The sequence below is a fragment of the Bariatricus sp. SGI.154 genome, assembly GCF_050313795.1.
Classification (GTDB): Bacteria; Bacillota; Clostridia; order Lachnospirales; family Lachnospiraceae; genus CAMBRQ01.
On the sequence record NZ_JBNPMC010000001.1, the window covers coordinates 44,142 to 69,110 of the forward strand.

The window sequence follows — 24,969 nt, forward strand, 5'->3', positions numbered from 1 at the left end:
CCCTAACAATTTCTCAATCCCTTGTAAGAGATTTCTAATAATTGAGTCACTGAAGATGTAATGTACACATCTTTTATATTGTCTTCAAGTATTCTCCACAATCTTAACTTCTGTTCTTCACCTTTTACCACAATATCGATACTCTCTATCTTGCACTGATTCTCTTTTATAAAGTTTCGAATATCTTCTATCGGCTCTCTGGTACTCTGAATATATGGAATTGCTCTTGGTGTTGCGCCAAACCTGACCGGATCATCTACATACACCTTCTGCGCATAGGCTTTACCACCAATGAATGCCTCATATGTGACATCTAATCCTTCTGTATATCGAAGAATTGCATCTATAGACGATTCTGTCATCTTATATTGTTTGAGACATTCCTCAGTATGAAGATCATAGATGGCAGCACCGTTTGATGTAATCGCATAACGAATCTCCCGAATATTACGGATCTCTGCCGGAAGCGAAGAGAGCGGTCTTCCGCTTGCTACTATGATATGTATGCCTTTTTGAATCGCATATTCAATTGCACGTCTGTTTCTCTCGCATAATCTGCCCTGACGATTCAAAGTTGTCTGATCCAAGTCCAGGGCAACAGCAGTGATTCCCATATTATTTCTCCTCGCACAAATGATACCTTTTCAACGAACTACACATACATTATAGCAACCGAATACAAGTCTATCCAGCACTTTCTCTAATTCCTGTCTATTCGTTTTCCTATCTGCTCATTCTGCCTCCTTTCCCACGGAATGTTAAGATAATAATGATAAGTGCTGCCACAAGGAGGCTCATATAGATGCCAATCTGACGACTTCCTTCATCGCCTGTTTTCACAGATTCTGTATGATGCTCTTTAGAAGACTCTTTTGGTGGTTCTTTCAGACTTACCGTCTGATCCTTATCCTCTAGATTTTCATGCCCTGCAATCTCTATCTCGCTTTCCACGCCATCTTCTGTTCCATCTTCCGCCTCATCTTCTGTTCCGTCTTCTGTCTCACTGCCCGTCCCGGCATCTATCAGATACAGTTTTTCAAACACCACCAATTCTCTGTCTCCCATGCCATCCGCACAGAATGTATATTCAACCTCCGTACATCCCGAAGACGACTCTGCGGTAAATCTGCTTTCTGCGGTAACCATATCTCCATTCACTCTTAGCGACTCTTTTGTAGTTTTATCCATAACCGTACCTACAATCTTATATTCTCTGCCCGGAATCAGTTTCATATATTCCACCTTATCTGTGATCGTCACCATTCCCTGCGGCATAATATTTTTCTCTCCATCAGCCTTATTCACAGCAGTTGTCTTAAGTGACGGAAAATGGATACTCTGATCCCCATCTTCGATATCCGCATGATTTGCAACCCGTACTCCATTAAGATACAGTTCTTCATATGCCACAAGCGTCATTCCTTCAGCATTCTTTCCATTAAACTGGAATATAACCTCCACAACTCCCTCAGTATCTTCCGCCGTAAAATTCACACTTGCTTCAATACTATTTTCATCTGCATCTTTTATCTGTTCTCCGGTCTCTTGATTGATCAGAGCCCCTTTTACCTCGTACTGGCAGCCCGTAAGCAGATTCTGGTATTCTACTGTATCTATCACCGTGACTACATCATCTGCTTTAGATAGATGGACTTTGGTCTCGCTGTCTACTGCCATCGTAGATATCTTCGGAAATCTGATTGTCTGTTTACTATCATTCAGGTTCTCATGAACTGCAACACGTTTTCCATTCATGAACAATTCTTCACAGATTACTACGCTATTTCCTGCCAGATGGCTTCCGTCGAACTCAAACGATACCATAACATCGCCATGCTTCTTCCTTGCCGTGAATTCCGTCTCTGACCGAATCTCTTTTCCATCCGCATCCTGAATATTTTCACCAGTCACTGGGTTCTTCAGAACGCCTTTCACAGTGTATCTTTGTCCCCGGATCAGATTCTCATAACTTACCACATCTTCAATCGTAACACTTTTATCTGCATAAGAGATCTGCTCGCCACTGTCCTTATCTACAGCCTTTGTGGCAATCCATGGGAGATAGATTGTCTGCTCTTCATCCCCAAGTTCCTTATGCTCTGCAATTGACCTGCCCTGATACAGAAGGTCTTCATAGGCAACTAAAGTCTCTCCTGCCAGATCAACTCCTTTAAACTTGAATACCACTTTAACAGAGCCCTCTTTCTTATCCGGAACAAATGAAGTCTGTGCAGTAATCTTCTCTCCGCCAGCATCCACCGCCGTTTTCCCCATTCTCCTATTAACGAGCGTTCCTTTTATATTATATTCCCTTCCTGGTAGCAGATTCTCATATTTCACCTCATCTATAATCGTAATCTCTTCGTCTGCACAAGACAGATGCGCCTTCGTATCCGCATCCAAAGCACTGGTTCCAATACGCGGAATATAAATGGTCTGTGCCTTATCCTTCAGATCTTTATGTACCGCATACTCATGGCTATCCCGTTCCAATGTCTCAAATGCCACGAGCGTCCTGCCACCCAAATTGCTTCCCTTGAATTGAAACACAACCTCTACCTTCCCATTCGGACTCTTGGCAGCAAATGTCGTCTTCGCCTCAATCTTTTTCCCCTCCTGGTCTAATGCAGCCTTTCCTGTCTCCAGATCCATCAATATGCCTGTGACAGTGTATTTCCGCCCTTCACGCAAGTTCTCATAGGATACGGTATCCACAATTGTAATCTCCTCATCTGCCTTTGCCAATTCACAATCCGTCTCATAATCAGCAGCACTTGTGAATATGGCCGGGAAATGGATTGTCTGCGACGCATCATTCATATCGGTATGCTCTGCTATCTTTTTCTCGCCCAGATACAATTCTTCAAACACGACAACATCTGTTCCCTGAAGACCTGTTGCATCAAAGAAAATCTCAACTTCAATCTCCCCGTCAGAATCCTTTGGCGTGAATCTCTTAGTTACTATGACTGGATCTCCTTTTTCATCTACAACCGGATCTTGCGTACTCCGGTTCATCAATGTTCCCACCAGACGATATTCTTTATCTTTTCGTAATCCCATATATGTGACTGCATCTATAATCGTAACGTCACTATCAGCCATGGCATACCGAGTACCAGTTGCTTCATCCTTCGCAGTCGTCTGAATACCGACATCCGCATTTTCAATATTGCCCATATCTATCAGATAGTTGTCTTTTGTAATGGAGATTGTCCCAGAATACAAGTTCTTTCCTCGATTCGCGCCGCACTCCAATTCTTCAATCGTATAGGTATCATAGGGAAGCGCACCAACTCCGTCATCTACCGGAATATTGTTCCCATCAGCAGTTAATCCGAACCACAGGCCATCTCCGGCATTTCCTCCATTGGTAAGGTAACTGTGGGCAGCATAATCAGATCTTGAAGAATAATGCCCATTGGCATCTGTGGTAAATGTATGAGACTCACCGGTTGTATTGGATGTAATCTTAAACAGGACTCCCTCCATCGGTCTCTGCGTATTCTCATCAATCTTGGTTAATTCAAAATCTCCGCGGATCACGCGATCTGCTGCGGCATATTCATTGCCACTCCTCACGATAACCTGTTCGCCATCCTGTAGCACCTGGGTAACATACACCCCTTCTGCCTGTTCCGCACCATTTGATGCCTGTATGCATACACCTTCAAGAAGATATCCGCAAGGCGCCTGTATCTCCTCGATACTGATTGTACCTAATGGGAGTATCCTGCTTCCTCCCACGCTATAGAATTCATCCCCAGACTCTTTATATCGGTCATCCAGTTCCGCAATATAACGCGAACTTCCATCCTGCAATGTAACTGACCGGGTTCTTAAAATCCAGGTTCTTGTCGCTTCCTCAGGCAGATTATCACTGGTATAATAACCGTCATAAAAATTCACGCGGAACTTCGCATTCTCCAGAGACGCTGCCCCCTGCGAAAGCGCCATCCCCGTCTCCTGATCAATCTTCTGAAGTTCAATCTCAGCCAGAGCCTTCGCCGGCTCATCACTAACACGCAAAGTCTCAGTCTGTGCTGCCGTCACTTGTACCGGATATACCTTCTCATCCAATACATACCCTTGCGGCGCCTGTATCTCTTTCACATAATATGTCCCCTGATCCAGGCTTACCGCATTCGAATCTCCATTCGCATCCGTTGTCAGAGTCTCTATCAGCTGGCTGCATCCATTATCCCTGTATACACCATACTGGGCTCCTTCAAGTCTGTAACAACTATTGCCGCCTGTAATTCCAGTATTCGCCGAAGATTTCTTAAGTTTCGCATATCCAACCGGATTCTTTTCCAGCCATACAATATTCTGAACGGACGAAGAACCGCAATATGCAATATATACTTTATACTGGCTCATGTAGTTTTGAAAAACGGAATAAGACGGATCAAGCGGATTCTGAGATAACTGATTCAATACCACCGCCATATTCTTAACCCCATCTGCCATAGACGCAGAAAGTCCCTGTAAAGAACCGCTGTATAGATATCCAATTAAAGCATGGGCATATGCATATACGTTATGATCCGCTTCGTTATAGATATTCCTGCCATAATTATTGTACATCTCCGGCATGCCGCCAGGTGCAATAAGTAATGCTGCCTTAATCAGTTCATGATTCAACTCCGAGACAGTGTATGTCCCATTCGGAGACGTAAGCATCGGCTGGGCGCAATATCCCAGGAACTGACCGGAGCCGGTCGTAATATTGTACTCATAAGTACTCCAACTGCCATAACTGTGGGAAGTACCCGGGCGGATCGTCACCGCAGAACCAACAGCAGACCTTGTCATCGGTCCACTGGTCAGAATCGCATCTATCCCCAGTTCAACCCTCTCACTGTCTTTTCCCCACACGAATCCATCTGTCAGAAATGCATGAGATTCTGTCTGGCTGCTTTCCAATCCTATATCCCTATTCTCATCCGCTTCATCATCTGCTGTTCTTCCTTCTTCGACTTCTTGTCCCATCCGTCCGAACTCCGTTCTTATAACCAACGCGTATGACGGCATCACAAATGCAAGCAAACCATCCCCAGTTTGCCTGGCATCCGTCACTTTCTCCTCATTCCCCGCATCCATAATCAGCAATTCTCTCAATTGAAATCCCTCTTCCGGTTGTACTTTCAGCAAAACCGTCTCTCCTTCATGATAGACCATCGTTTTTTCTTCTGTCTCGACAAAACATATCTGACCATGCTCTGCATCTTCAATAACAACTGTATGGTCAGACTCCTCCCGACTTCCATTCCCCGTCATATCGTCTGATGCTAATACCGTTCTCATATACGGCAGCACTATCGTCAGGCATATGGACAAGATCAGAAGCAAGGCGATTCCTCTCTTAACTTTTCTCATATCACTTAATCTCCTTTCATTATATGGTTGTATTAAAAGTTCGTAGTATTGCTTCTTCACCTCCTTTAGAACCTGGAATACTTGATTAAAATAATTAAAACATGGAATTTTTGATAAATAAGTAAAAAGTTAGACAATATAGAACTAAAAGAATTTATAAGACTATATACTTTATCATTTGTTGAAATACTGTTATGAATTAACTTTCTAAATGTAAATGGATTTTAAATATTCAGGGTTTTTAGTAACATAAGAATTTATAGAATTTTGATCTTAATCTGATTTTATCTGTAAGGAATAACATTACTTATTGTACGTTCGTCAAATTATCATTGACTCAAGAAATTTTTTATATCGTAATCCAAAAACTTCTATAAGTCAACCATAATCTCAATAATTATAGTCATTTTTTATCGACACAAATCGACACTCTAAAAATATTTTTTCAGAAATAATTACAGATAAATAGAGGGTGAAAACGACCTATGTTTCACCCTCTATTTATTATTGAACTTCAATTTCCACGCATACATCCTTGCATCCGTCTGAAGTGAAAACAACATTTATCTTTCCCGTCTCCATTCCTGACCTGACAACTGCCATTACGTATCCGTCATAGGTATCCCACTCCGTATCATCATAACTGGAAAGAGATTGTGGATCAGCACTTCCAAATGCTTCTAATCTTCCTGCACCTTCTACAGACACTGCTACTTTTTTAGAAGCAAAGAGGTTTTCCGTCCCGTTCTCATCCACCAGTTTCACAGTAATAAAAGAAAGATCTTCTCCGTCCGCACGAAGTACTTTTTTATCAGTTTCTGCACAGAGTTGTATCCTCTCACTCGCTGTAGTCAGAGAATACCTTCCGGTTTCTTTTCCAGCTTCATAACTGACTGCGATTAGTTCACCCGGTTCATAAACCAGTTCATAGGTTGCGGTAAATTCATTTTGTTCTCCTGCAGGTTTCTTCCCAAGGGAATGTCCATTCAGGAACAATTCCACTTCTTCCGCATCCGCATAGACATCTACAACAGCAGGTCTGCCTTCATATCCGGACCAGGTCCAGCTCGAGACACAGTCTTTATGCATCCAAGGTGTCTTCGAGCATTTCATACCATAACGATTTACCCTCTCTACTGCGATATACGGCTCTTTCCGAAGTCCATATACGATTTCCCTAAGATAACTGATCGGACGCCGGTATCCAATCAGATCCAAATCGCCAATATAAGCGGCCCTTTCCGGATATACGCTGGAAAAGTTCACATTGCCGTCGTAATGGAATATTCCACATCCTGCTTCTCCAAGATAATCATACCCGGCCCAGGTAAAGTCTCCCAGCACATGCGGATATCTCTTTACAATCCCCCATAATCTTACAATATCTGCCGGATAGGTTTCTGTGCCAAGAACGGTCTTATTCGGGTGTATCTCATGTTCAAGCACATGTCTTCCCGTGAGATAATTAAGTCCGACAATATCACTGGATACCGAACATCCTTCCAATGCTTCTGTCAGCAACGGATGTGTAGAAAAATATTCTCCGCGTTCCCCTTCCATCATACTCATAAAACTATTAAATGCATTGCTTCCGTCATTGTTTCCTGAACCATCTGCTTCCGGTGTCCCGAATTGTCCCATTACATCAGCCATAATATCTCTCAAACGCCGTCCGGCTGTCATAAGACCATTCAATCCTATTGTCGTAAATCTTGTGCAATCCAGTTCATGAAATTTGTTACAGATTTTTCGATTCATTGCAGCACCTGCATCAGAACCGGCTTCTGTAATCTCGTTTCCGGAGGAATACATTACCACCGACGGATGATTATAATCCATTGCCACCATCTGTTCCACAACCTGTTCCCAGCAATCTTCAAAATGCAATGCAAAATCATATGGGTTTTTATGAAGTGTCCACATATCACTCAATTCATCCATAACCATGATTCCATAACGGTCACAGGCCGACAGCATTGCTTTACTGATTGGATGGTGGGAACTTCGAATACTGTTAAATCCTGCTTCTTTTAACTGTCTGCATCGCCTCTCTTCTGCTGCCTCCAATGTTGCTGCTCCAAGAATTCCATTGTCATGGTGGATGCAGGCTCCACGCATCTTCACCGTCTTCCCATTCATACGAAGACCATGCACAGAATCCAATGTCAAAGTCCGAATTCCAAACGTTTCTATGGTTTCATCCAGAACTTCGCCAAGTGATTCAATCTGTATCTTACACTGATACAGATTGGGTGTATCGCAATCCCACAGTTCCGGCTTCATTACACAGATGCTGCATCTTGCGGTTTCTCTTGTTTCCGGATACATTATCACCTTCTGACGATCTGACGCAATGGTCTTACCATCTTTTTCAAGACCAACATTGACAAAAACATTTTCCCTTATTTTGCTTATACTTTGTATCTTTGTCTCTATCTCAATGACTGCCGATTCTTCATCAGCGGTCAAAGTTGTAATTCTGACACCATCTGCGGGGACATGAATCCTGTCCCCTATGATTAATTTTACATTTCGGTAAACACCGCTGCCGGTATACCAGCGGCTGTTCGGAACTGTACTGTTATTTGCAATCACTTTGATCTGATTCTCAGTTCCATAATTCAGCCATGGATTTAATTCCACATAAAAATCAGAATATCCATATAAATTCCGCTTTGCCAGTGCACCATTGATATAAACCATCGCAGTCTGATAGATTCCCTCAAATTCCAGAATTACTCTTTTTTCTTTCCATTCTTCCGGTATCATCACAGACTTTTGATATATGTATTCTCCGCCCGGATAGAAACCAGTCTGAGCGCCACTTTCCACATCAGGAGTACGTTCCTCATGGATCATCGCGTCATAAGGGAGGTGTACCTTCTTCACCTCTGACACTCCCATAAACGAAGTTGTATCAGCGCCTTTTCCGCCTTTTGTTATCTGCCAGTCATGATTAAAGTTTCTACGAATCATGCATTTTCTCCTTCTAAATGTTCTTTATCCCATGCTCTGTTTGCATCTTCCACTTTTAATAAATAGATCAGGACTGCTATTATCAGACCAAACACAACTGGTGCTACCGCATACATAAAGAAAATCACATTAACAGCACTTGCAGGCTGTACTGCAGCAGTTCCGTCGAATTTTCCCAATGCAAGAAGCCATCCGACAATCGCACTGCCGATACCTCCGCCGAGTTTTACACCAATGGAAGAACAACTAAACATTACGCCATCAATTCTCTTCTTCTGCGTTCTCCAGGTATAATCACTGGTTTCTGCAACCAACGCGTTTAACGTGCCAGTAAGTGGACCACCTGCCATATTTCTTAAAAATGCAGTTCCCAGCATAAGCGGCAGATTTTTATTCATTGCCGCTACAATAAAGACAATCCCCATCAATATAGTAATTACACGGGCATATAAATTCACCTTCCGCATCGTACCGAATTTTTTTACCAACGTCGGTGTCAGCATTAAGATGATCATAACCGGAATCAGGCTGACTAGGGAAAATGTCCCCAATAATGCAGGATCACCCATGTAATAGGTCATAAAATAAATTCCTGCGCCCTGTGTAATTCCACTGTATATATAATTTACCAGATATAATCCAAGTATGATAATATAATATGGATTTTTTAACAATAATTTTAGAGATTCCTTGAAGCTTACGTTTGTTCCACCCTCATTTTTCTTTTCAGGAGATTCAACAACATTTTCATCCGGAACTTCTTTTACCATCAAAACAGAAAATGTATTAACTATAAGTCCGATGATTGCAAAGATCAGCGCAACCATACGCCATCCCTGCGTTCCACCACCAAACTTTTCTACCAGTCCCATTGCACTGTAAGAAATAACTAATGTTGTAAATGTTGCAAAGATGAATCTGATAGATCCAAGTTGTACTCTTTCCTGTCCATTTTTTGTTATTTTGGCCGCCAATGAAGCGTATGCAATACTGTTTGCGGTATAAAATATTGCATTATATGCCGTATAGAATACGAAGAAATAAGCATATTGCATGGTTTGGCTCATACTGGGAATGCTAAAAACTAAAAACAAACTTGCCGAGACCCCGATTTGTCCAAACAGCATCCAAGGACGCGCCTGCCCCATCTTACTTTTTGTCTTGTCCATAAGGCCACCAAAAAATATATCTGATACACCATCCAACAATTTCGACACCATCATTAAAGTACCAATAATTGCACTATTCAAACCAACAGCATTCGTAAGGTAAAGCATCACAAAGCTTGAAATCAGTGCATAACCGCAGTTTCCTGCCATATCACCAGAACCATACGCTACTTTTTGATACCACTTTAAATACTTCTTTTCATTCATAAGTTTTCTCTCTTTCTCCTTTACTTTTCTTGCAATAGCCTTTACTTTTTTCGTGATAATGTATATACTTTATCTTGATATGTTTAAATTTTAGCAATTTTAACCAAACTTCACAATGTCACCGATATCATTGTCCCGCAAAAACTGTATCATATTCGTGAATATTTTTTTACTATTTATCAAAGTGAAAGGAGAACTTATGCAACAGAATCCTACACATTCCCAAAAAGAGGGCAATACTTTAAAAGTATATCATACTCAAAGCACCATCAGTTCCTTTTATGATATGTCTGCACCGATACAATTTACCTTAAGTTATTGCAGTGGGCTTTCCGATAAAGATTTCTTCAATATCATGACCATTTCCCCACTTGATCAGTTTCTATATTCAACACCAATTGTTGAAGATTTTTACAAATTTAATGCTCGAATTCCCCATCAGCATAGTTTTTTTGAATTATTGCTTGTCCTGGAGGGAAGTATCACGCAGAAAATAGAAGATAAGGAGTATTTGTATCCGGCAGGATCCTGCTGCCTGATCAACCAGAATGTCGTTCATGTAGAAAGATTTACCGGAAAGGCAAAAGTACTCTTTCTTGGCATGTCTGCAAATATGATAAAAGAATTACTGGGATCTCATAAAACTGCTTATTTTCCAAAGGAGGAACGCACCATTGAAAATTCAATTTTTCAGTTTATGGCAGAGAATCTTCAATCAGAAAAAGGAAAAAATTATCTGGATTTCTTCCCGGTATTTCAAAATCAGAGCCATCTGAAAGACTTGCATCATCTTTCTGACCAGTTACTTCATGCAATGCTGATTCCCAAATTAGGATCCACCTTCGCCATCAAATCACTGGTATGTGAATTATTCCAATACCTGGATACCAAAGAATATTATCATATCAGTAATGTGACTCTTAACTCCAGTTCCGATTTGCTCCTGTTTTCACGCATTAGTCACCTGATGGAGGACACCAACGGTCGAATGTCCAGACTCACTTTGGAAAAAACTCTATGTTACAGCGGTAATTATATTAATACCATCGTAAAAAAACATACAGGCATGTGCCTGTATGATTATGGCCTTTCCTTTAGACTAAAGAATGCTGCTTCGCTTTTAATCAAAACCAATATCCCGATCTCCTCTATTTCGGTACAGCTTGGTTTTACGAATCGAACGCATTTTTATAAAGTATTCAAAGCGAAATATGGAGTTTCTCCGGGAGAATATAGAAAATCGAACAACACCAACTAATATCTGCCAATTAGACATGAGCCGTATCCCGTTTACGAATTTTCAAATTTTTCAAAAAAGGTCAATGACAACCATCTTTTCCTTTATCGTATGTTATAATATAACTATAACAAAACAAGATTACTATAGCGTTTTTGGAATCATATATTTTTCTCAGTCAAAGACCCCGATGCAAGCATGTCCGCTTGGCTCGTTGCTCGCGGGAATAAAATAAGGGATTGTGATTTCTCACAATCCCTTATTTTCAGCACCTTGGCTTAAGTCGGAGTGACAAGATTTGAACTTGCGACCTCTACGTCCCGAACGTAGCGCTCTACCAAACTGAGCCACACTCCGGTATTTTGGCCGGATGCCTTGTTATCCAAAGCATCCAGCGCCCCTGCCAAGGAACTACGGATAGAGGACTCGAACCTCTACTAACAGAGTCAGAGTCTGCTGTGCTGCCATTACACCAATCCGCAATGTTTTCAGCGAACATATTATATTATAGCAAGATTTTGGCGAAAGTCAACCCTTTTCCCAAAGTTTTTTGCGATTTCTTGTTTCGTTTCTTGTTTTTTTGCTGATGCTTCCTCAGCATATGCCAGACTACGCTATTACCAACGGAACCTCCATCTCCTGCGCCTTTTTAATCACATCCCTTGATACCTCATCATCCGTAATAATCTTATACACTTCCCGTATCGGGCAGATCACCGACAGATAGCCGCCTCCAAACTTACTACTGTCTGCCAATACATAGACTTCTTCTGCTGCTTTCAGAATCGCCCGCTTTACCTGCATCTGCGGTGTTGCTATCGATGTAAGTCCTACGTCAAAATTAATGCTGTGAACTCCGATAAACGCCTTATCCACATGGAATTGCTCCATATTCTGCAAAGCCGCATCTCCCATTGTCGCTGCCAGATGACCGCCTACATGACCGCCCACCATATACAGTTCAACATGTTCCACCCCTGCAAGTTCATTTCCCACTAATAAGGAATTCGTTACAATCGCAAGGTGTTTTTCCGGATGCTCCTTAATAAATAATGCCAGATAAAAACTACTGGACGCGTCATCTATGATAATTGTATCCCTGTCTTCAATGAATTCATATGCACAGGCAGCAATCCGCTTCTTACGTCCCATATTCCGGTAGATGCTTTCCGCGGAATATTTTCTCGTTGTTTCTTTCTCGATCTTTACTGCGCCGCCATGGGTTCTCTTCAACAGTCCTTCCATATCCATACTCTTGATATCATTACGGATCGTTACTTCCGAACACTCAAACTTCTTACTAAGTTCTGCCACTCTAACTTTTCCCATCTCTTCCACTTCACGTAATATCGCCTGTCTGCGCTCTTCCATACTTTTTACCACCCAATCCATCATTCTATAATTCCCATACAAATCTATTGTATCATATATAAATATTTTTTTCACATATTTATGTAAATATCATGATAGATTTCTGTGTATTTATTTGTATTCAACGCATTCTAATCCGACTCTGCCCTAACTGGGCAGCTATTATTGTAAATACAGGCACAAACCGATCCCCAAAATCTTTCTTTGGCAGAATCAACGCCTTATCCTTCTCATAATAGATTCCGATTGTCTTAGGCGTCACCACCGCCCGTTCTACCTGTTTCCAGTTATACGTTCTTACGAAGTCTGCTCTTTTTACAGTAATTCCCTCTTCCGCAAAGACATATTCCACCGGATTCTTATATTCTTCATTGACCAGTACCTGATTCTTCGCTCTTATTTTAAGTTGAAGCGGTGTACCTCCAAGAAATATTGCCGCAGCCACAAAACAGAAAACCGCGCCATAGGTTCCCGTCTTACCCGTCACATACATAATAATCCCCATAAACGCAACAGCAAGCCCCAGAATATTCACTAAAAAGCCACTGAATTTTGAATAAGCATGAAATAACAGGAAGTCATACAATGTATCTTTTGTCATATGTACGGTTATCTGATTCATATCCCTTTTCTCCTTAAAGACTTTTCAACCAGGCATCACCTATACCGCTGCCGCGCCGCTATCCACACGGCAGCGAGTATTATATTATATTTTTCCGTAAGCCCATCCTTCCGGGCTATAGATACCCTTCTGTTTCTTCTGCATATATTTGTCAAACGCTGCTGTTATGAATGGGCACAAGAACAGTGTAATAATAGACGCTGTTGCACACTGCGCCGTTGCCATACTGACATATCCCTCCATAGACGGATCTGCTTCGGCAACTGCCGCCGGCGTCATGGCTGAATTCAGTGCTGTAGTACCGATCGCTGCGCCCATTGCATTCCGTTCCTTCTTCGGAAGCAAAAGGTTAACTACAAAGAAGAAGAGAACTGCTGTTGCTGCCGAGATAAGACCAAGCACAATACCTGATGCTCCTGCCGTAAGGATTGTCTTAACATCCGTCTTTGCGCCGATAGAAATCGTCATAAAGAAGGTTACGATAGGCTGTGCCGCTTTGCATGCATCACGGAAGCCTTTGTCCAGATTTCCCCAGACAAATCCGATCAACAATGGCACCAACACCGCGATCAATGATTTAATCGGAATATTCGCAAGACCCGTTGCCCCAAGCGCAATCAGCGTAAAGAACGGTCCGTCGTTCAATGACAGAATAGAAATCGCACCTGTATCTGTCGCATTACCAAATTGCGAAGACAATGAAATATACAGAGAGCCATTGGAATTTGTAATTGCCGCAATCAGTACGAAAGGTGCAATTCCAAGAAATCCCTCCGGTTCGCATATCTTCCCGACAACGATTCCAAGCAGCACTCCAAATAAGAACTTCACCCCTGTCATAACCACGCCCTTGTATAAAGGCATGCCTACCTGCTTGATATTAATCATAGAGCCACATATGATCAGGAAGAATCCCATCATACATGAATTTCCTTCATAGAATAACGCCGTTACATAGCCTCCAATCTGGAACACTGCGGCACGAATGTTGCCAGCAGGACCGCGATTACCAGCGGAATAATTACCAGGCCGCCCGGCAATTCCTTCATCTTGTTAAGGATATTAAAATCCCTGGTCTCTTTCATTTCTGTGTTTTGTTGATTCATTTTTCCTCTCCTTTTCTTTATATATCTTCATGCATTGTCCGCATGATTATCAGGATGTTCATCACCTGATATCTATCTCTCCGCTTCTCTGAACAAGCGTTTTACAATATCACATGCGATATTGTCATTGCCTGTTAATCCGCCTTTCCCAACCACCGGAAGTCCGTGGCAAGCACTTCCGATCAATCGTCCTATATCTGTTTGTGGGATAACATAGTCAAGTACCTCAAGACATTCCACACCAAGCTGATAGCATACATTCACCATTGTATCTCCACCTGTTGTATATAAACCAGCGATATTCTCTTTACCAGAGAACTCCAGAACCTCGGCAATAATCCTTCCTAACCCTGCATTGATACGGTTTGCGCTCATTCCTTCCGCATAATGGCGCTTCGCATCCTCTTCATCCAGATTCAATAATTCGCCGTGCAGAGCCGTTTCAAAAAGAATCGCCCTTGGTTTCTTCTCCTGCGACAGCAATTCCGTTGCTTTTTGAACCGCTTTTGCCACCTCACCCTTAGCAGCCGCGCCGCCTTCAATCAACGGAATCGGCTCTACGCTAATTCTTATATGGCGCTCATCCCGGCAGAGGATCGCCATCTATTTCTTTGTAACCGGTGTTGCGCTTCCCGCCGCAATAAGGACCGTCTTGTCACTCTCTTCTTCCTCCGGAGGCAGATTGGCTTCCTCAATCCCGATCAGGCTCCTATGATATGCCATCTTAGCTGTAAACGGTTCCGGATCCACACTGACCACGTTCCATCCCAGGGAAATACATGCCTGCGCGATATTTTCTACATCTTGCAAAGCAATTGCATCTACTACGATCACCTCGCATCCGGCATTCCTCCGCTCTGCCAGCGCCTCTTCAATCACTTCGTCTCCCTGAAGCACCTGGTCCAAGGTTACCAGTCCGACCTTACGGCGCGTCTGGACGGACAGAAGTTTGGGTATGTAACTTTCCTTTACCGGAGTTCTTACATCTTGTGCAACCGGAGTATTGATCAGCGCAACGCCATCTATCACCGAATATCCTCCAACCAGAATCCTTCTTGACTGCGGCATCGCTGGTACCACAACAGCCACGGTTCCCTCTTCTAACTGATCCAGCATCGCATCAAGCTCTACCCCAATTCCACCACGAAGGGTAGTATCGATTCTTTTCTGGAAATACTTCACCCCCATATTCTTAAGGGCGATCGTTGCTTCCTTCACCTTATCGTACGCCCCATTCGCCGGAAGCGGACGACTGTTGCTGCTGATGATAATAGCATCCAGTTCCTCTACGCCTTCCGCTTGCGTTGCAGCTTCTACATTGAAAAACACTGCCGTTCTCGCCTTGCTTCTCGCCAGCAACACTCCCGTGGTAGTTGCTCCGGTAAGATCATCGGCTACTGCTCCAATCAGTGGCATCTCTTTAACCTCTCTTTCTTTCACCGCTATTTTTTGGCTTCCCATAATTATTGCATCTCTTTCTCATGCTGCTTTGCTGCATATTCAGCAACCACTTTCGTTGATTCAATCAGGCTTACACATCCTGCGACTCCTTTTCCCGCAATATCGAATGCGGTTCCGTGATCTACCGAACTTCTGATGAACGGAAGCCCGAAAGTAAGTGTGACTGATTTTTCAAAATCCAATGTCTTACATGCAATGTGCCCCTGATCATGATACAGAGAAAGAATCGCATCAAACTTGCCGGATTTTCCGATATTGAATACCGAGTCCGCCGGGCAAGGTCCGATTGCGTTGATTCCACGCTCCTTAGCCGCTTCTACTGCCGGTCCGATATCCGTAAGTTCTTCCGTACCAAACAGACCATTATCTCCATTATGCGGATTCAATCCTGCAACTGCTATCAACGGATTCTCGATTCCGATCTTGCGGAGTTCTTTGTCAATATTGATGACGTTCTCAAGCACAATCTCTTTGGAAGCATAATGGCACGCATCCACCAGAGACATATGGCGGCTTACAAAGAATACTCTTAACTTATGGCAAGAAAACATCGTAAGCGCATACGGGGATTTCGTCTGGTTCTGATAGATCTCTGTATGTCCCGGCTCTTTGATTCCAACCAGTTTTATTGCTCCCTTATGAATGGGGGATGTGGACACGGCATTAATCTTCTTGGTCATTCCAAGTTCAATCGACTTCATGATCCAGTCAATTGCCATCTGACCCGCTAATTTCTGCTCCTTTCCCCATTCAATAGAATCTGTATCATACTCTCCTGTCTCCAGGATATCTACCGTGCCATATTCGTATTTTGCTTCTGATGGATCTGTAATGTTGTTGTACTTTAATTCTTTTCCCAATACTTTGGCTGCTTTTTCCATAATTGCTTTGCTTCCGATCACAAATGGTCTGCAGCATTCGTGGATTTCCTTTGATAACATTGTTCCAACTACAATCTCTGGTCCTATGCCGGCCGGGTCTCCCATTGTAATCGCTGTAATAGGTCTGAACTTTTCTTCCATTCTTTCTCTCCTTTTCATTTTATTTTCGTTTTATTTTTGTTTAATTTTTGTTTGCGAATTAATTTTATCCCGATTTTGAGGATTTTTCAACATGTTTTTGTAAATTCAGTACATTTATATATTTTAAACACCACATTTTTGTGCGATATATATTAGTTTTGCCCTCCTTTCTTTCGTTTATTTTTGTTTTTTCGTTTCTATTTATTATCACCATTTTTGTAGTTGCGTTTTTTTCGTTTCCAGAATATAATGAAATCAATTCATCAAATACAACATAAGGAGGTAAATATGAAAAAATTATATTTTGGAAGCAACCTGAAAATGTACAAAACTATTCAGGAAACAGTTTCTTATCTTCAGTCACTTTATGAGAAGACAAAAGATATCAGCAGAGACGATATCGACCTGTTCATCATCCCATCCTACACTGCACTTGAAAGTGCGGCCAAGCATATCGACCAGTCCTATATCAAATTAGGCGCTCAGAATATGTGTTGGGCCGATGAAGGGCAATTTACCGGAGAGATTTCTCCTATTATGCTCAAAGAACTCGGTCTTAACCTGGTCATGATCGGCCATTCCGAGAGAAGACATGTATTTGGCGAGACGGATTCCGAAGAAAACCAGAAGGTGAAAGCCGCTCTTAACCACGGCTTCACCACTCTTCTCTGCATCGGCGAGACTGCACAGGAAAAGGATTATAACATCAGCGCGGAAGTTCTCAGAATGCAGTTAAAAATAGGATTACATGACATCCCCCTCTCCCACCTTTCCAATCTTTGGATCTCATACGAGCCTGTCTGGTCCATCGGAGTAAACGGGACTCCTGCTTCCGCCGGGTACGCAGAAAAGATGCATAAAATAATCAAAGAATGTCTGACCGAACTTTTCGGGGATGCCGGGAAGGATATCCCAACATTATATGGCGGAAGCGTAAACCCTGACAATGCCTGCCAGTTAATCACACAGCCTTCCATCGACGGGTTATTTACCGGACGCGCCGCATGGCAGGCAGATAAGTTCGAGCAATTAATCCGTGATGCAATGGCGTCTTATGAAGCGCAGCAAAAAAACTAATCGTGCTTTTGTTTGCAAAATACAACAGGAAATCTGGTCAGCACTTCTGCTCAGATACATAAAAAGGGGCATAAAAAAAAGGAGGGGCATCCCTCCTTTTTCTTGCATATCGATCCACATTCTAGTGTGCGTTCTCATAATTAACGAACGCATCTACTTTCGGCTGAGAAGCGCACCCTTTCTCGAATTCATTTGTTAAAAAGGCTTCTGTCAGTTCTTCTCTCAACTTATTTCCAATCGTAAATGCTCCCATGCATGCGATATTGGCATCATTACTAAGACGTGCACGCTTTGCAGAATAGACATCCGAAAGCAGAGCTGCATATGCACCCTTTACCTTGTTGGCCGCAATGGATACGCCAAGCCCGGTTCCGCAGATTAAGATTCCCCGATCATACTCCTTCGTCGCAACTGCCTCTGCCACCCGGATAGCCACATTCGCATAGATCGGGTCCTCACTTCCGAAATCTGTCACTTCACCGTATCCCTTCTTTTCAATAAACTCGATCAATTCTTCTTTCGCCTGCTTGGCATTTGGATCACAACCGATTGCAATTTTCATTTTCTTTTCCTCCATTTTCGATTTGTTTTGTTTTATCATTTTATCACTTGCGTTCTCATTTGTCTATAATTGTGTTTATTTTCGTTTATATTTTGTTTTTGTTAATTCAAAAGCAATCGCAACCCGCCAATTTAAAAAAAGCCAAAAAAGTACCCTGCGCCACATTGGGTACAGGGCATATGTCAATTAGGTACACCACATTTGCTAATTGGGGACGTAGTAAAAGTGCATTTTACTACGTCCCCAACTACTACATTTTTTTAATTCTTTCAATTGCTGACACTGTATTCTCATAAGATCCAAACGCAGTCAACCGGAAATATCCCTCGCCGCTCGGTCCAAATCCAGATCCCGGAGTTCCCACAACATTCGCATTCTCGAGCAGGTAATCGAAGAACTCCCAAGAACTCATTCCCTTCGGCGTCTCCAACCAGATATATGGTGCGTTAACACCGCCAGATACATTGTACCCAGCATCTTTCAATCCTTCATAAATTGTCTTTGCATTCTTCATGTAATAAGCAACCTGTTCTTTTAACTGTGCTTTTCCAGCCTCAGAATATACTGCTTCTCCAGCCTTCTGCACGATATACGGCGCGCCGTTGTATTTGGTTCCATGACGTCTCGCCCAAAGAGAATGAAGCAAAACATCCCCACATTTTACATCTTTCGGAATGACAGTTGCACCAAGTCTTACTCCGGTGAACCCTGCATTCTTGGAGAAACTTCTAAGTTCAATCGCACAGGTTCTCGCACCCTCGCACTCATAGATGGTGTGCGGCACGTTATCTTCAGAGATATACGCCTCATAAGCAGCATCATAGATGATAACCGCTCCCACTTTATTCGCATAGTCTACCCACTCCTGTAGCTGATTCTTCGTAATTGTAGATCCCGTAGGATTGTTTGGGAAACACAGGTAGATGATATCTGGTGTCTCTGCCGGAAGTTCCGGCGCAAAACCTGTATCTTTAGTACATGGCATATAAATGACATCACTCCATGTCTCTGCTTTCGGATCGTAAGTTCCCGTACGTCCTGCCATAACGTTCGTATCAACGTATACCGGATATACCGGGTCACAAACGGCGATCTTATTATCTTTTGCAAATATCTCCTGGATGTTACCAGAATCACATTTTGCTCCATCAGAGATAAATATCTCATCTGCCTTGATATCGCAGCCTTTATCCTGATAATCATTCTTCGCCATTACGCTTCTTAAGAATTCATAGCCAAGATCCGGCGCATAGCCATGAAAGGTCTCTGCATGCGCCATCTCATCAACCGCACTGTGCAGCGCTTCAATAATTGCCGGCGCCAATGGCTGTGTTACATCCCCGATTCCAAGCCGGATAATACTTTTATCCGGATTCGCTGCCTGGAATGCTGCTACTTTCTTACCTATCGTCGAGAAGAGATAACTCCCCGGTAATTTTAGATAGTCTTCATTTACTTTAAACATTCTTCTAACTCCTTTATATATTCTTTATATTTCAATCTCACCATCGAACACTGTAGTTGCCGGACCGGTCATATACACCTTATTCACTTCCCGATCCCACTCAATCTTCAAATCTCCACCTAATAATCGAATCGTAACCTCATGATCCGTCAGTCCATTCAGAATACTTGCAACAGCCACCGCACAGGCACCCGTTCCACATGCAAGAGTCTCTCCTGAACCTCTCTCCCACACACGCATCTCTACCGTCTTACGATCAATCACCCTCGCGAATTCCGTATTGATTCTCTTCGGGAATCTCTCATGATTCTCAAACTTCGGACCAATCTTCTCGATATCCAGCCCCTTCACATCCTCGATATAGACCACCGCATGCGGATTCCCCATAGACACACCTGTCATATGATATTCTGTTCCATCCACTACAATTACTTCATCAACTACCTGATCTGCTTCCCAACCTTCTTCCATCTCGATTGGAATCGCTTCCGCCCTAAGTTCCGGCGTGCCCATATCCACCTTCACAAGCGCAACCTTGCCGCAGGCAACCATAAGATCAAGATACTTAATCCCACCAAGTGTCTCCACCGAGATGCTGGTCTTATCTGTCAGTCCATAATCATACACATACTTCGCTACACAACGGATTCCATTGCCACACATCTCACCTCTGGAACCGTCCGCATTATACATCTCCATCTCGAAATCTGCCACCTTCGATGGGTTAATCATAATCAATCCATCCGAGCCAATCCCAAGGTGCCGATCACTTACATACTTTGCCACCTCCGGCGGGTTCTCAATCTTCTCCTTAAAGCAATTCACATAGACATAGTCATTACCAAGTCCATGCATCTTCGTGAATCTCACACTCCCACTCTCCTTCCATCTTTTGATTCTCTATTATAATTCCGCTATTATTCTGACATAATACTCAGCACCATCTCTGCCGTCTCAACCATATTCGTCCCGCTGTCCATGCTGCTCTTCTGAAGATATCTATGCGCTTCTGCCTCCGTCATGTTATTACGTGCCATCAACAGCTCCTTTGCTTTCGTTATCAACGCTTTCTGTTCGGAGTTCCGGTTCTTTTGCTCCAGTTTTCGCTTCTTACGCCTTCGGTCGACCGTCCGCAGCATCATATCCATCGTGTTCATCAGATCATACACCTTAATCGGCATTGACAAGCCCACAACACCCTCTATGCCGCCCTCGCTCCATTTATCCGCAGACGCGATCAGAAGCATCTCGAAAGTCTTCGGCAGGTATTCCCGAAGTTCCGTATACATCATATCCTTCAGTTTATAGCCACATACCACAATTCCCTCATCTACAGTATCCGCGTAATTCATCGCCTGAGCACCCGTAGTAGCCACTCCGGTTACATCCATTCCGCCCCGCACTAATAGGTTGCGAATATTGGTTGCGTTATCCTTATTGGGAAATACAACAATAATACCAACCAAACTCACACCTCCTGTTATTCTCAGTCTTCACTCTATTGTGTCTGCCTTAAAAGAAAATGTCTACATACGGTGTAAATATTTCCCCAGTTCCCATTCTGTAACCTGCGCGCGGTAATCTGCGTACTCTTTATTCTTCGCCTTAAGATATTTTCTTGATAAATCCTCACCAAGAACTGCCTGAATATACTCATCCTTCTCGAATTCCTTCGCCGCCTCACGAAGACTTCTCGGAAGCGATTCGATCCCCGCCTCTTTTCTCTGTTCGGCCGTCATCTCGAAGATATTGCAATCAATACTCTGCGGCGGCATGATCTCATTCTTAATACCATCCAGACCTGCTGCCAGGCACACCGCCAGCGCAAGATATGGGTTCGCACACGGATCCGGGCTTCTAAGTTCAATCTTTGCATTGTCCCCGCACATTGCAGGCACGCGGATCAAAGGCGTCCGGTTTTTCGCAGACCACGCAATATATACAGGTGCCTCATATCCCGGCACAAGCCTCTTGTATGAATTCACGATCGGATTCGTAATGAAACTGATCGCCTTCATATGCTTCATGATACCGCCGATAAAGTAATATGCCTCCTTGCTCAGCCCCCTCTCATCCTTCGGATCGGAGAATGCATTCATACCATCTCTGCTCAGAGACATATTCGTATGCATGCCAGAGCCATTTACACCGTATTTCGGTTTGGGCATAAATGTTGCATGAAGCCCGTGGCGCTTTGCAATCGTCTTCACTACTAACTTAAACGTCATAATATTATCAGCAGTTGCCAATGCTTCATCATATCTGAAATCAATCTCATGCTGTGCCGGCGCCAGTTCATGGTGGGACGATTCCACAACGAATCCCATATCCTCCAGTGTCAGCACCATATCCCTGCGCGCATTCTCTCCAAGATCCAGAGGTCCCAGATCAAAATACGTTGCACTTTCATGGGAGAGCGTTGTCGGAATCCCATCTTCATCCGTATGGAACAGGAAGAATTCACATTCCGGTCCTACATTGAACTCATATCCCATCTCCTTAGCCTCTGCCATTACTTTCTTCAGGATATATCTCGGATCACTCGCAAAAGCCGTTCCATCCGGCTTATACACATCACAGATCAACCTTGCAACCTTCCCCTGCTGCGGTCTCCATGGAAATATCTCAAAAGTATCCAGATCCGGATAAAGGTACATATCTGAATCCTCGACTCTGGCAAATCCTTCTATAGAAGATCCATCAAACATAATCTGGTTATCCAACGCTTTCGGAAGCTGGCTGGTCGTAATCGCAACATTCTTCATGGTTCCAAAGATATCTGTAAACTGAAGACGGATGAACCCCACATCCTCTTCCTCCACCATCCTTAAGACATCCTCTCTCGTGTAATTATTCATTACATTTCCCTCCTGACCTAAATATATGTAATTATCACACAATTCCTGGTTCTATATAAAAATGGGCGCTCTCATGCCATGATGAAAACGCCTTTGTCTTACACACTAGATTATAGAATAGAGAAAGGCACTTTGTCAACGTGACAAAATGCCCAACTTTCCTCAAATAATGCTCTATTCTTCGTCACCTAACCAGTATCCGTCATCTGACTGAACATAGGAATTGCCATTATTATTGCCGCAACTGATTCCTGCTTTGATCGGCGCGATCAAAAAACCATATACCACACCCAATAATACCGCACAAATAATCATCAGCGCTTTCTCTGCCGGTGTCCAGTCTCTTTTCATGAATTCCTTGATATTCTCCCATACTTCTCTCATAGACGCATCCTCCTTATCCTAATTATACTCGTCACATATCAGTTCTGCATTGCCGTAAATCCATTATAGCAGATATCCATAATTAACAAAAGCAATAATTATTAATAATTGAAAAACCGTCTCATCTCTGATAGAATAGGGTTATTCTACGAATGAGGTGATATGATTATGGGACTTGCAATTCCAATTGAGACGAGCGCGCGCCACATACATCTGTGCCGCGAAGATTTTAATATATTATTCGGAGAAGACCGTGACCTGACCTTTAAGGCTGAATTAAGCCAGCCCGGACAGTATGTCTGCAAAGAGCGCCTTGCTGTCAGAGGACCAAAAGGCTCTTTCGAAAAAATCGCTGTACTTGGTCCTTTTCGTAACGAGACGCAGGTAGAGATCTCCATGACTGACTCCCGTAAACTTGGAATTCCCGGTATGATCCGTCAGTCCGGCGATACACAAGGAACTCCGGGGTGTATATTGGAAGGACCTAACGGAAGCATCGAACTGGATCATGGTGTTATTGTAGCCAAGAGGCATATACATATGACCCCGGTACAGGCAATTCAGTTGAATGTGAAAGATAATGACGAAGTCTTCGTTATTATGGAAAGTTTTGAGCGTTCCCTGATATTCGCAGATGTGGTTGTCCGGGTGCACCCGAACTTCGCCCTGGCAATGCATGTGGATACGGATGAAGCGAACGCATTTGCCAATGACAATCATCCTACCGGCGCTCTTTTGAAACTCTTTGGAGGACGGACTTATAATCTTCAGAAGTGGGCAGAAGAATTACAGAATGGAATTAATAGATTCTGAGCGTCTATATAAGGAATTTTACAGAAACGGATTCCAATATTCGGCAGCATTCTGTCACGCACCAAATATTAGAATCCGTTTTCATAAAATAACTTTACTGTTATTACATCTTTGCTGTCAGAGTCTTTGCACTAACCCCTTCAAGCATTCCCAGTTTGCCAGACAAGGAACTCGTTGCGTCCCCCGGTGCATCCAGCACCACGCTGATGATCGAGATTCCACGCTCTCTATAGGGAATCCCCATCCGCCCCACAATATACTGACGGAACTCATGAAGCAATTCATTTACCGCCCCTGCAGCCTCTTCATTTTTTATAATAATGCTGATTACAGACACTCTGCTATCCATCTCTATATCCTTTCTACTATATTGTCTCTATGAATTCGGAAATCGAATTCATTATAACACAGTTTGCCTGCCATGCGTACAGAATCTCTGACACACACCTTAAATATTCTTAATCTGTCGCCCTGTCACATCCATATGGTATTCATCCGTATAGATCAATTCCGATACCGGAACAATCCGATACCCTTTATCTTCCAAGCCATTGATCAGCCTTTCTAATGCCTCTACTGTATATTTCGCCCCATTATGGCATAGGATGATCGCCCCATTTTTCAATTCCTTATGTCCAAGAACTGTATCTACAATATTATCTGCTCCATAATCCTTCCAATCCAGGCTATCCACAGACCATTCAATCGGAAAATACCCGCACTCCTGTACACTTTGGATTACAGTATCGTCATAATCACCATAGGGCGGACGGAAAAGTTTCATGTCTGTACCAGTCAGTTCTTTGACCTTCTCATGCACCTTCATGACCTCCAACTTCTGTTCTTCCTTGCTCAACTCGGACATATTCTTGTGATTCTCACTGTGATTGCCAAGGTCATGCCCTGCTGCCAGAATCTTTTTCACATCCTCCGGATACTTCTCAACCCATCCCCCGGTCATAAAAAAAGTGGCATGTATCCCATGCTCCTCCAGAATCCTAAGGATTTCCTCCGTCTGTTCATTCTCCCACGCTGCATCAAAGGTCAGCGCCACCTTCTTTTCTTCCGTCTCCACGGAGTAGATCGGAAGTTCTCTGCCATTTACATTACTGGAAATCGTCACATAGCCGGACAGGTATTTGAAAGATCCTGCCAGGGCAATCACCAGTGTCAGGGCAAGGACGCAGGTATTCTTCCATTTTCTCTTATTTTCTTCTTTCATAGATATCTCCAGACATATGCCTTTATTTATAGTGTATG

At 43.1% G+C, this 24,969-nt stretch carries 20 protein-coding genes, 2 tRNA genes and 1 pseudogene; 3 read left to right on the forward strand and 20 right to left on the reverse strand.

Annotated elements, in window-relative coordinates; translation table 11 throughout:
* Positions 1–2: 2 nt before the first annotated feature.
* The 4 genes from ACQRBN_RS00195 to ACQRBN_RS00210 all read right to left on the reverse strand — a co-directional run bounded on the left by ACQRBN_RS00195 (position 3) and on the right by ACQRBN_RS00210 (position 9,731).
* The gene (locus tag ACQRBN_RS00195) at positions 3–614 is read right to left on the reverse strand and encodes an HAD hydrolase family protein (RefSeq protein ID WP_427736906.1); all 612 of its coding nucleotides are present in this window, start codon (positions 612–614) and stop codon (positions 3–5) included.
* 109 nt (positions 615–723) lie between these two features.
* Entirely contained in the window at positions 724–5,379 is a 4,656-nt protein-coding gene (locus ACQRBN_RS00200; RefSeq protein WP_427736908.1) for a VaFE repeat-containing surface-anchored protein, read from the reverse strand.
* A gap of 504 nt (positions 5,380–5,883) precedes the next feature.
* Complete coding sequence (locus tag ACQRBN_RS00205) at positions 5,884–8,355, reverse strand: glycoside hydrolase family 2 protein (RefSeq protein ID WP_427736909.1); 2,472 nt, start codon at positions 8,353–8,355, stop codon at positions 5,884–5,886.
* The gene (locus ACQRBN_RS00210) at positions 8,352–9,731 is read right to left on the reverse strand and encodes an MFS transporter (RefSeq protein WP_427736911.1); all 1,380 of its coding nucleotides are present in this window, start codon (positions 9,729–9,731) and stop codon (positions 8,352–8,354) included. Before ACQRBN_RS00210 ends, ACQRBN_RS00205 begins: the two co-directional genes overlap by 4 nt.
* 199 nt (positions 9,732–9,930) lie before the next feature.
* On the opposite strand from ACQRBN_RS00210, the gene ACQRBN_RS00215 reads away from it, so the two are divergent.
* A complete protein-coding gene (locus ACQRBN_RS00215) occupies positions 9,931–10,989 on the forward strand; it encodes a helix-turn-helix domain-containing protein (protein WP_427736912.1) in 1,059 nt (352 codons plus the stop codon).
* Between the two features lie 262 nt (positions 10,990–11,251).
* Here ACQRBN_RS00215 and ACQRBN_RS00220 read toward each other — a convergent pair.
* The 8 genes and pseudogenes from ACQRBN_RS00220 to pdxA form a co-directional block, all read right to left on the reverse strand.
* Positions 11,252–11,325 (reverse strand) — tRNA-Pro (locus ACQRBN_RS00220).
* Positions 11,326–11,379: 54 nt separating this feature from the next.
* Positions 11,380–11,450 (reverse strand) — tRNA-Gln (locus ACQRBN_RS00225).
* 127 nt (positions 11,451–11,577) lie between these two features.
* On the reverse strand, positions 11,578–12,339 hold the full coding sequence (locus tag ACQRBN_RS00230) for a DeoR/GlpR family DNA-binding transcription regulator (protein WP_427736913.1): 762 nt from the start codon (positions 12,337–12,339) through the stop codon (positions 11,578–11,580).
* A gap of 121 nt (positions 12,340–12,460) precedes the next feature.
* Positions 12,461–12,961, reverse strand: a complete 501-nt coding sequence (locus tag ACQRBN_RS00235; protein ID WP_427736915.1) for a YcxB family protein — start codon at positions 12,959–12,961, stop codon at positions 12,461–12,463.
* 84 nt (positions 12,962–13,045) lie between these two features.
* Positions 13,046–14,067: pseudogene (locus ACQRBN_RS00240) on the reverse strand (2-keto-3-deoxygluconate permease).
* A 72-nt stretch (positions 14,068–14,139) separates the two neighbouring features.
* Positions 14,140–14,670, reverse strand: a complete 531-nt coding sequence (locus tag ACQRBN_RS00245) for a nucleotide-binding domain containing protein (protein ID WP_427736916.1) — start codon at positions 14,668–14,670, stop codon at positions 14,140–14,142.
* Positions 14,671–15,528: a four-carbon acid sugar kinase family protein gene (locus ACQRBN_RS00250; RefSeq protein WP_427736917.1), complete on the reverse strand. Its 858-nt coding sequence runs from the start codon at positions 15,526–15,528 to the stop codon at positions 14,671–14,673.
* Between the two features lie 2 nt (positions 15,529–15,530).
* The gene (gene pdxA, locus ACQRBN_RS00255; protein WP_427736918.1) at positions 15,531–16,550 is read right to left on the reverse strand and encodes a 4-hydroxythreonine-4-phosphate dehydrogenase PdxA; all 1,020 of its coding nucleotides are present in this window, start codon (positions 16,548–16,550) and stop codon (positions 15,531–15,533) included.
* A gap of 288 nt (positions 16,551–16,838) precedes the next feature.
* Here pdxA and tpiA point away from each other — a divergent pair, with 288 nt between their 5' ends.
* Complete coding sequence (gene tpiA / locus ACQRBN_RS00260; RefSeq protein ID WP_427736919.1) at positions 16,839–17,627, forward strand: triose-phosphate isomerase; 789 nt, start codon at positions 16,839–16,841, stop codon at positions 17,625–17,627.
* A 121-nt stretch (positions 17,628–17,748) separates the two neighbouring features.
* Here the strand turns inward: tpiA and ACQRBN_RS00265 are convergent, their stop codons facing one another.
* From ACQRBN_RS00265 to ACQRBN_RS00290, 6 genes are all read right to left on the reverse strand, one after another.
* Entirely contained in the window at positions 17,749–18,189 is a 441-nt protein-coding gene (locus ACQRBN_RS00265; RefSeq protein WP_427736921.1) for an RpiB/LacA/LacB family sugar-phosphate isomerase, read from the reverse strand.
* Between the two features lie 250 nt (positions 18,190–18,439).
* A complete protein-coding gene (locus ACQRBN_RS00270; protein ID WP_427736922.1) occupies positions 18,440–19,654 on the reverse strand; it encodes an LL-diaminopimelate aminotransferase in 1,215 nt (404 codons plus the stop codon).
* 24 nt (positions 19,655–19,678) lie between these two features.
* Complete coding sequence (dapF, locus tag ACQRBN_RS00275; RefSeq protein WP_427736924.1) at positions 19,679–20,524, reverse strand: diaminopimelate epimerase; 846 nt, start codon at positions 20,522–20,524, stop codon at positions 19,679–19,681.
* A gap of 47 nt (positions 20,525–20,571) precedes the next feature.
* On the reverse strand, positions 20,572–21,120 hold the full coding sequence (locus tag ACQRBN_RS00280; RefSeq protein WP_427736925.1) for an ANTAR domain-containing response regulator: 549 nt from the start codon (positions 21,118–21,120) through the stop codon (positions 20,572–20,574).
* Positions 21,121–21,180: 60 nt separating this feature from the next.
* Positions 21,181–22,512: a glutamine synthetase family protein gene (locus tag ACQRBN_RS00285; protein ID WP_427736926.1), complete on the reverse strand. Its 1,332-nt coding sequence runs from the start codon at positions 22,510–22,512 to the stop codon at positions 21,181–21,183.
* 174 nt (positions 22,513–22,686) lie between these two features.
* Positions 22,687–22,896, reverse strand: a complete 210-nt coding sequence (locus ACQRBN_RS00290) for a hypothetical protein (RefSeq protein ID WP_427736927.1) — start codon at positions 22,894–22,896, stop codon at positions 22,687–22,689.
* A gap of 168 nt (positions 22,897–23,064) precedes the next feature.
* On the opposite strand from ACQRBN_RS00290, the gene ACQRBN_RS00295 reads away from it, so the two are divergent.
* Positions 23,065–23,709: a PduL/EutD family phosphate acyltransferase gene (locus ACQRBN_RS00295; RefSeq protein ID WP_427736928.1), complete on the forward strand. Its 645-nt coding sequence runs from the start codon at positions 23,065–23,067 to the stop codon at positions 23,707–23,709.
* A gap of 103 nt (positions 23,710–23,812) precedes the next feature.
* Here the strand turns inward: ACQRBN_RS00295 and ACQRBN_RS00300 are convergent, their stop codons facing one another.
* Both ACQRBN_RS00300 and ACQRBN_RS00305 read right to left on the reverse strand, forming a co-directional pair.
* Positions 23,813–24,058 carry a TM1266 family iron-only hydrogenase system putative regulator gene (locus tag ACQRBN_RS00300; protein ID WP_427736929.1) on the reverse strand — a complete coding sequence of 82 codons (246 nt, stop codon included), beginning with the start codon at positions 24,056–24,058 and terminating at the stop codon, positions 23,813–23,815.
* Positions 24,059–24,157: 99 nt separating this feature from the next.
* Positions 24,158–24,931, reverse strand: coding sequence for a polysaccharide deacetylase family protein (locus ACQRBN_RS00305; protein WP_427736930.1), 774 nt, complete (start codon positions 24,929–24,931; stop codon positions 24,158–24,160).
* Positions 24,932–24,969: the final 38 nt, after the last annotated feature.

Bases quoted from the DNA above. Each gene is read 5' to 3' on its own strand.
- ACQRBN_RS00295 (WP_427736928.1), top strand. From the start codon at position 23,065: ATGGGACTTGCAATTCCAATTGAGACGAGCGCGCGCCACATACATCTG.
- ACQRBN_RS00300 (WP_427736929.1), bottom strand. From the start codon at position 24,058: ATGGATAGCAGAGTGTCTGTAATCAGCATTATTATAAAAAATGAAGAG.
- ACQRBN_RS00210 (WP_427736911.1), bottom strand. From the start codon at position 9,731: ATGAATGAAAAGAAGTATTTAAAGTGGTATCAAAAAGTAGCGTATGGT.
- ACQRBN_RS00290 (WP_427736927.1), bottom strand. From the start codon at position 22,896: ATGAGAGAAGTATGGGAGAATATCAAGGAATTCATGAAAAGAGACTGG.
- ACQRBN_RS00285 (WP_427736926.1), bottom strand. From the start codon at position 22,512: ATGAATAATTACACGAGAGAGGATGTCTTAAGGATGGTGGAGGAAGAG.
- ACQRBN_RS00305 (WP_427736930.1), bottom strand. From the start codon at position 24,931: ATGAAAGAAGAAAATAAGAGAAAATGGAAGAATACCTGCGTCCTTGCC.
- ACQRBN_RS00205 (WP_427736909.1), bottom strand. From the start codon at position 8,355: ATGATTCGTAGAAACTTTAATCATGACTGGCAGATAACAAAAGGCGGA.
- ACQRBN_RS00265 (WP_427736921.1), bottom strand. From the start codon at position 18,189: ATGAAAATTGCAATCGGTTGTGATCCAAATGCCAAGCAGGCGAAAGAA.
- ACQRBN_RS00200 (WP_427736908.1), bottom strand. From the start codon at position 5,379: ATGAGAAAAGTTAAGAGAGGAATCGCCTTGCTTCTGATCTTGTCCATA.
- ACQRBN_RS00250 (WP_427736917.1), bottom strand. From the start codon at position 15,528: ATGGGAAGCCAAAAAATAGCGGTGAAAGAAAGAGAGGTTAAAGAGATG.
- ACQRBN_RS00215 (WP_427736912.1), top strand. From the start codon at position 9,931: ATGCAACAGAATCCTACACATTCCCAAAAAGAGGGCAATACTTTAAAA.
- ACQRBN_RS00230 (WP_427736913.1), bottom strand. From the start codon at position 12,339: ATGGAAGAGCGCAGACAGGCGATATTACGTGAAGTGGAAGAGATGGGA.
- ACQRBN_RS00195 (WP_427736906.1), bottom strand. From the start codon at position 614: ATGGGAATCACTGCTGTTGCCCTGGACTTGGATCAGACAACTTTGAAT.
- ACQRBN_RS00270 (WP_427736922.1), bottom strand. From the start codon at position 19,654: ATGTTTAAAGTAAATGAAGACTATCTAAAATTACCGGGGAGTTATCTC.
- tpiA (WP_427736919.1), top strand. From the start codon at position 16,839: ATGAAAAAATTATATTTTGGAAGCAACCTGAAAATGTACAAAACTATT.
- ACQRBN_RS00235 (WP_427736915.1), bottom strand. From the start codon at position 12,961: ATGAATCAGATAACCGTACATATGACAAAAGATACATTGTATGACTTC.
- pdxA (WP_427736918.1), bottom strand. From the start codon at position 16,550: ATGGAAGAAAAGTTCAGACCTATTACAGCGATTACAATGGGAGACCCG.
- ACQRBN_RS00245 (WP_427736916.1), bottom strand. From the start codon at position 14,670: ATGGCGATCCTCTGCCGGGATGAGCGCCATATAAGAATTAGCGTAGAG.